Source organism: Burkholderia sp. Tr-20390, from assembly GCF_017104595.1.
In the GTDB taxonomy this organism is placed as follows: Bacteria; Pseudomonadota; Gammaproteobacteria; order Burkholderiales; family Burkholderiaceae; genus Burkholderia.
The window spans coordinates 1-6,308 of the sequence record NZ_JAAGPC010000295.1 but is presented as its reverse complement, the minus strand read 5'-3'; the positions used below and the strand labels follow the sequence as shown (position 1 = coordinate 6,308).

The 6,308-nt window shown below is 69.8% G+C and carries 5 protein-coding genes and 1 pseudogene; 4 read left to right on the top strand and 2 right to left on the bottom strand.

Annotated elements, in window-relative coordinates; translation table 11 throughout:
- Both G3N98_RS37580 and G3N98_RS37575 read right to left on the bottom strand, forming a co-directional pair.
- The coding region (locus G3N98_RS37580; protein WP_241026253.1) for a condensation domain-containing protein at positions 1-1,600 on the bottom strand (1,600 nt) is incomplete at its 3' end.
- A 123-nt stretch (positions 1,601-1,723) separates the two neighbouring features.
- Complete coding sequence (locus G3N98_RS37575) at positions 1,724-2,665, bottom strand: AraC family transcriptional regulator (protein ID WP_089426919.1); 942 nt, start codon at positions 2,663-2,665, stop codon at positions 1,724-1,726.
- Positions 2,666-2,882: 217 nt separating this feature from the next.
- Here G3N98_RS37575 and G3N98_RS37570 point away from each other — a divergent pair, with 217 nt between their 5' ends.
- From G3N98_RS37570 to G3N98_RS37555, 4 genes and pseudogenes are all read left to right on the top strand, one after another.
- Positions 2,883-4,535, top strand: coding sequence for an AMP-binding protein (locus G3N98_RS37570; protein ID WP_206150949.1), 1,653 nt, complete (start codon positions 2,883-2,885; stop codon positions 4,533-4,535).
- Positions 4,532-5,305 (top strand): alpha/beta fold hydrolase, encoded by a 774-nt coding sequence (locus G3N98_RS37565; protein WP_206150948.1) that lies wholly within the window; start codon positions 4,532-4,534, stop codon positions 5,303-5,305. The genes G3N98_RS37570 and G3N98_RS37565 overlap by 4 nt, the downstream gene beginning before the upstream one ends.
- Complete coding sequence (locus tag G3N98_RS37560) at positions 5,302-5,607, top strand: isochorismate lyase (protein ID WP_089462195.1); 306 nt, start codon at positions 5,302-5,304, stop codon at positions 5,605-5,607. Before G3N98_RS37565 ends, G3N98_RS37560 begins: the two co-directional genes overlap by 4 nt.
- Positions 5,604-6,308 (top strand): annotated as a pseudogene (locus G3N98_RS37555) (salicylate biosynthesis isochorismate synthase); the annotation flags it as partial. The gene G3N98_RS37560 and the pseudogene G3N98_RS37555, both read left to right, overlap by 4 nt.

The window sequence follows — 6,308 nt, the reverse complement described above, 5'->3', positions numbered from 1 at the left end:
CCTGCACGAGCGCGACATACGCGCCGAACATCGCATCGATCATCCCGTCGGGAAACAGGCCGTCGACGCTGTCCCACGCGAGCAGCGCGCCGTCCGGCACGCGATAGAGCTGATGGTCGAGCCACACCTGCGGTGTCTGCGAAATCATGTCGTGCAGATCGCCGAACACGCGCGCGAATGCATCGGGCACGAACGGCGCATCGCCGAGGTTGCACGAGAACACGACGGGCGCCGCACGCGGCGTGCCCTGCCGGCGCGCATCGCGCAGCACGTCGAGCGCCGGATACGCGGCCTGCGCGATCGCGCCGTGCAGCCGCTGCTGGAACGCGCGCACCGCGTCGGCCGCGCTCGCGTCGGCGCGCAGGTCGCATTCGACGAGCAGCAGCGTCGTGAAATCGGCAATCACGCGGCCGAGGTCGGGCGCATCGCCGTGCCGGTCGAACAGCGGCACGTTGAGCAGGAACGCGTGACGGCCGCTCCAGCGCGCGAGCACCGCGGCGAACGCCGCGCCGAACACCGACGACAGCGTGACGCCATGCTGCGCGGCCCGCGCCTGCAGGCGCGCGAGTTCGGCCGTGCTCAGCGTATGCGCGACGCGGCTGAAACGCGGCGCACGGATCGTTTCCGGTGCGCGGGCGAGCGGCAGCGCCGGCCCTTCCGGCAGCGTGGCGAGCCGCGCCTGCCATGCGTCGCGCGCCGCGGCCCGCGCATCGCGCGTATCGGCCGCGCGACGCGCGAGCCAGGCCGGGAACCACGTCGACGGTGCGTCGGGCAACGCCGACGGCTCGGCGTAGGCAGCGCCGATTTCCTGCATCAGGAGCCGCACGCTGTCCACGTCGGCCGCGAGCAGGTCGACGCTCAACCACACGCGATCTTCACCACCGGGCATCTGCACGAGCCCCATCATGAAGACCTGCGCGCGCTCGACGTCGAGACATTCGTGCGACCGGCGCGCGCGCAGCGACACCCATTCGGTTTCCGCCTCGGCGGCCGTCCTGTCACGCCAGTCCGCATGCGCGAACACCGGCGCGTCCGGCGCCGCGACGATTTGCTGACGGCCACCGGTGAAGCGCGCACGCAGCATCGGATGGCGCTCGCGCACGAGCCGGCATGCCGCGTCGAGACGAACGGGATCGATTGCACGGCAGCGAAACTCGAGGAACGCATGACAGCTCACGTTGCCGAGCACTTCGCCATCGCCGCGGCCGAGCCAGTACGCCTGCTGCACCGCGGACAGGTCGAACGGCGCATGCACGTCGACGTCGACGACCTCGGCCGCCTCGACGTCAGGCGCCGCGGGAACGACGCGCGGCGCATTCGCAAGCAGTTCGGCCCACGCGCCGAGCGTCGGCGTACGCGTGAGCGCATCGAACGTCAGCGCGTAGCCGAGGCGGTTCACGCGCGTCTGCAGATACATCAGCCGGATCGAATCGAGGCCGCAGCTCAGCAGGTCCTCGTCATCGTCGAGCGACGCGATTTCGTCGACGGGCTCGTCGAGCAGCTCGGCGATCATCGCGACGAGCTGCGAGCGAAAGGCAATGGGAGAAAAACGGGAAGGATCGGAATGATCGATGCTGGAATCGACAGCGGTCTGGCTCATGGGCACGCCTTGTATGGGTCGTTCGATGGCGGATCCGCGCGGCGGCGGCCACCCGTGAATGAGAATCTATCTCATTCACTCCCGTGAGCCTTGTCGATTGCTTTAGGCTGCCGGTCAGTTGTTTTAGATTGCCGCGCGCTCCGTCTCGACGTCGTCGATCGCGTTCGACGACGCACGAATATCGCTCGGCGAAATGCCGTAGCGCTTGCGGAATGCGATCGAAAAATGGGCCGGGCTATAGCCGACGCGGTACGCCACGGTCGACACGTTCGCGTCCTCCGCGCACAGCATCGCGTGCGCGGTCCGCAGCCGGTATTCCTGCAGGTACGCATACACGCTCGTGCCGAACACCTTGCGGAAACCGGCCGTCAGCTTGCGTGAATTCATCCCCACCCGGCCCGCGAGCGCATCAAGCGTGGGCGGCTGCTGGAGCTCGCGCGTCAGGATGTCGCTCGCCGCATACACGCGCTCGACGTCCGACGACGTGACGCGCACGTCGGCCGGCGCGAACTGCCGCTGCGTCGCCAGCAGCTGCGCGCTCAACGCGGTCAGCTCGAAGGCCTTGGCCTTCAGGTAGTACTCGCGCACCGCGCCCTCGAACGGGCAGGTCGCGATCTGCACCGCGAGCGCCTGCAGCGCCTTCGACGCCGGGCAACTGACGATACGCGGATCGCCGCCCGTCGGCGCGAGCATCTTCTCCGGCAACAGGCTCAGGTTGCGGTCGAGCGCGTCGAGGCCGAGCTGCACGATCGTGTAGCGCAGCGGCGTGTCGCGGTCATAGATCTGGTGCGTCGTGAATTCGCCGTCGTTGGCGATCACGCACAGGCCCGGCCCCTTGATGCACTGCTCGGGCTGGCCCGGCACACGACAGCGCAGCTGCCCGCTCTGCACGAGGACGAGCTTCAGCCCTTTTTCGAGCGGCTCCTCGTACCAGTCGCGGCTATCCGAGCACAGCGTGCCGCTCATGAGTTTCATGCCCGCGTCGATGTGCACCACGCCCGGATGATTGCCGGGCACGAGCACCGGCGGGTGACGTCGTGACGAAGCGAAGGAGGTCGAGCTCATCGGAGGTCCGTTGGTTAGGCGGCACGCGCGGCCCGGCGCGCGCCGGCGGCAACCGGCCGATTGTCCGGCCGGGCCGGGCGGGCGCCGCGCGACCGGCGCCCGATCGAATGAAATTGCCGCGATATCGAAAGAAACGGCGCTATCGCAGCACTTGTTACAAATGATAATACCTCTCATTTACATTTTCTGACAACTTGCCGGAACCCAAGGTCAGCGCATGCAATCCTCCCTTCCCTCCGTGGCGCCGGCCTTCCCGGCCGACGCGCCCGACTGGCCCGACGACTTCGCGCGCCGCTACAGCGACGCCGGCTATTGGCAAGACACGACTTTCTTCGATGCGCTCGACGCACAAGTGCAGCGCGATCCCGATGCGCTCGCCGTCGTCGACGGCGCCTGCCGGCTCAGCTATCGCGACCTGCTCGCGCGCATCCGCCGGTTGGCGGGCGGCTTCGCGCGTCTCGGCCTGACGCGCGGCGACGCGGTCGTCGTCCACCTGCCGAACGGCGCACGCTTCATCGAGACGTGCTTCGCGCTGTTCCAGCTCGGCGTGCGGCCGGTGCTCGCCCTCCCCGCTCACCGGCACTACGAGATCGGCGCGTTCTGCCGCTTCGCCGACGCGCGTGCGTATCTGGGCGCGGCGCAACTCGGCGAATTCGACTGCCGGCCGCTCGCGGCCGCGTTGCAGGCCGATTGCCCGACGCTCGAGCACGTCGTGATGGCCGGCGACGATCACGCGTTCACGCCGTTCGACGCGCTGTACGATGCGCCGCCGCTGCGCGAATGCGCGGCACGCGCCGACGACATCGCGTGCTTCCAGTTGTCGGGCGGCACGACCGGCACGCCGAAGCTGATCCCGCGCCGTCACCGCGAATACCTGTACAACGTGCGCGCGTGCAGCGCCGCGAGCGGCTTCGACGCCAGCACCGTGTATCTCGCCGCGCTGCCGATGGCGCACAACTTCACGCTGTGCTGCCCCGGCACGATCGGCGCGCTGCTCGCGGGCGGCCGCGTCATCACGACCGGGCGGCCCGAGCCCGAACAGAGCTTCGCGCTGATCGCGCGGGAGCGCGTCACGCATACCGCGCTCGTGCCGCCGCTCGCGCTGCTGTGGCTCGACGAACAGCCGCAACGGCGGGCCGACCTGTCGAGCCTGCGCGTGCTGCAGGTCGGCGGCGCACGACTGATGGACCACGCGGCCGCGCGCGTGACGACCGTGCTCGGCTGCACGCTGCAGCAGGTGTTCGGGATGGCCGAAGGGCTCATCTGCTGCACGCGGCTCGACGATTCGCCCGAACGGATCGCGCACACGCAGGGCCGCCCCGTGTCGGACGGCGACGAAGTGCGCATCGTCGACGATGCCGGCGAACCGGTCGCGCCCGGTGAAATCGGCGAACTGCAGGTGCGCGGCCCGTACACGATCCGCGGCTACTACCGGCTCGCCGAGCACAACGCGACCGCGTTCACCGCCGACGGCTTCTATCGCAGCGGCGACCGCGTACGGCGCACCGCGGACGGCGACCTCGTCGTCGAAGGCCGCGACAAGGACCAGATCAATCGCGGCGGCGAGAAGGTCTCCGCCGAGGAAGTGGAGAACCTGTTGCTCGCCCACCCGCAGGTGCACGACGCGGCGGTGGTCGCGATGCCCGACCCGCTGCTCGGCGAGCGCACGTGCGCGTTCGTCGTCGCCCGTGCGCCCGCACCGTCCAGGCTGGTGCTGAAACGCTACCTGCGCGACTGCGGGCTCGCGGCGTTCAAGATTCCCGATCGCATCGAGTTCATGCCGCGCTTCCCGGAAACCGGCATCGGCAAGACCAGCAAGAAATCGCTGCGCGACTTGCTGCGCCGCCAGTTGCAGGCGGCGGCCGCATGAGCGCGCGGCCGACCGATTCGCACTGGATCCGCGAACTGCGCCTGTCGCCGTGCCCGCGCGCGCAACTCGTCTGCTTCCCGCACGCCGGCGGCACCGCGAATTTCTTTCGCGGCTGGAGCCGCGCGCTGCCGTGGGACGTCGACCTCCTCGCGCTGCAGTATCCGGGCCGCGAGGAACGCTTCGGCGAGCCATGCCTGACGTCGATCGACGCACTCGCCGGCCCCGCCGCCGACGCGCTGCAACGCTATGCCCACGCGCCGCTCGTGCTGTTCGGGCACAGCCTCGGCGCCGCGCTCGCGTACGAGGTGGCGGCGCGACTCGAAGCGCGCGGCGCGGCACCGCTTTACCTGGCCGTCTCCGCGCTGCCGCCGCCGCATCGCCAGCGCCTGTCGGACCTGCACCTGCAATCCGACGATGCGCTGGTAGGCGATGTCGCGCGGCTGTCCGGCGAGCACGCCGCGCTGCTCGCCGATCCGGAAATGCGCGCGCTCTACCTGCCGATGATCCGCAGCGACTACCGCGCGATCGAAACGTATCGCCGCGACCGGCCGCCGCGGCTCGATACGCCGCTCGGCGTGATGCTGCCGCTCGCCGATTCCGAGCTCGACGACGACGAGGCGCATGCGTGGCAGGACGTCGCGTCGCGCCCGATCCGCATCGAGACGTTCAGCGGCGACCACTTCTACCTGCGCCACCAATACCCGGCGGTGATCGCGCATCTGGTCGAACGGATCGACCAATCCCTTCGTTACGGAAAGGAGTACACATGAAGACACCGGACGCCTGCACGGGGCTGCCCGACATTCGCGAAGCCATCGATCGCCTGGACGCCGACATCATCGACGCGCTCGGCCGGCGCATGCAGTATGTGAAGGCTGCATCGCGCTTCAAGCCCGACGAAGCGAGCATCGCCGCGCCGGAACGGGTGGCCGCGATGCTGCCCGACCGGCGCCGCTGGGCCGAACAGGCCGGCCTCGATGCCGACTACGTCGAGACGCTGTTCTCGGGCCTGATCGCGTGGTACATCGCGCAGCAGACGCAGTATTGGCGGCAACAGCGGGGGCTCGCATGAACGCCGGCCTCCCGCTGCTGCACGACACCTTCGCCCGCGCGGCCCGCCGCGCCGCCGACACCGGCACGCCGACACTCGCGTCGGTGTCGGTGCCGCTGCGCCCGCTCGACTTCTTCGACCTGATCGCCGCGTGGGACGACGGCGCCACGCCGTGGTGCTTTCACGAAGCCGGCGATGCGTCCGTCACGCTGTTCGGCTGGGACGGCGCGCTCGAACTGACCGCCACCGGCGACACGCGCTTCGCGCAGATCGATGCACGCTGGCGCACGCTCGTTCGCGATGCGGTGACGGCCGGCCCGCAACCGCCGCGCCTCGTCGGCGGCTTCCGGTTCGACTCGCATGGCCCACGCAGCACACACTGGGCGCCGTTTCCCGACGCGAGCATGACGGTGGCGAAGCTGCTGATCGTGCGCGAAGGCGATGCGCACTGGGTCGTCTGCCAGCACGTCGTCGCCGCGCACGACGATCCGGCCGCGCTCGCGCATGCGTGCCTCGCGCGCATCGAGTCGCTCGGTGCGCTCGCCGCCGCCCATGACGACGATGCCCCGCATCTGCTGCACACGCAGGCGCTGCAGGCGAGCGAATGGCAGCACGAAGTCCGGCGCGCGGTGGACGCGATCCACGGCGGTGCGTTCGGCAAGGTCGTGCTCGCGCGCGACGTGCTCGAACAGTACGCGCGGCCCGTTGCCATCGCGCCGCTA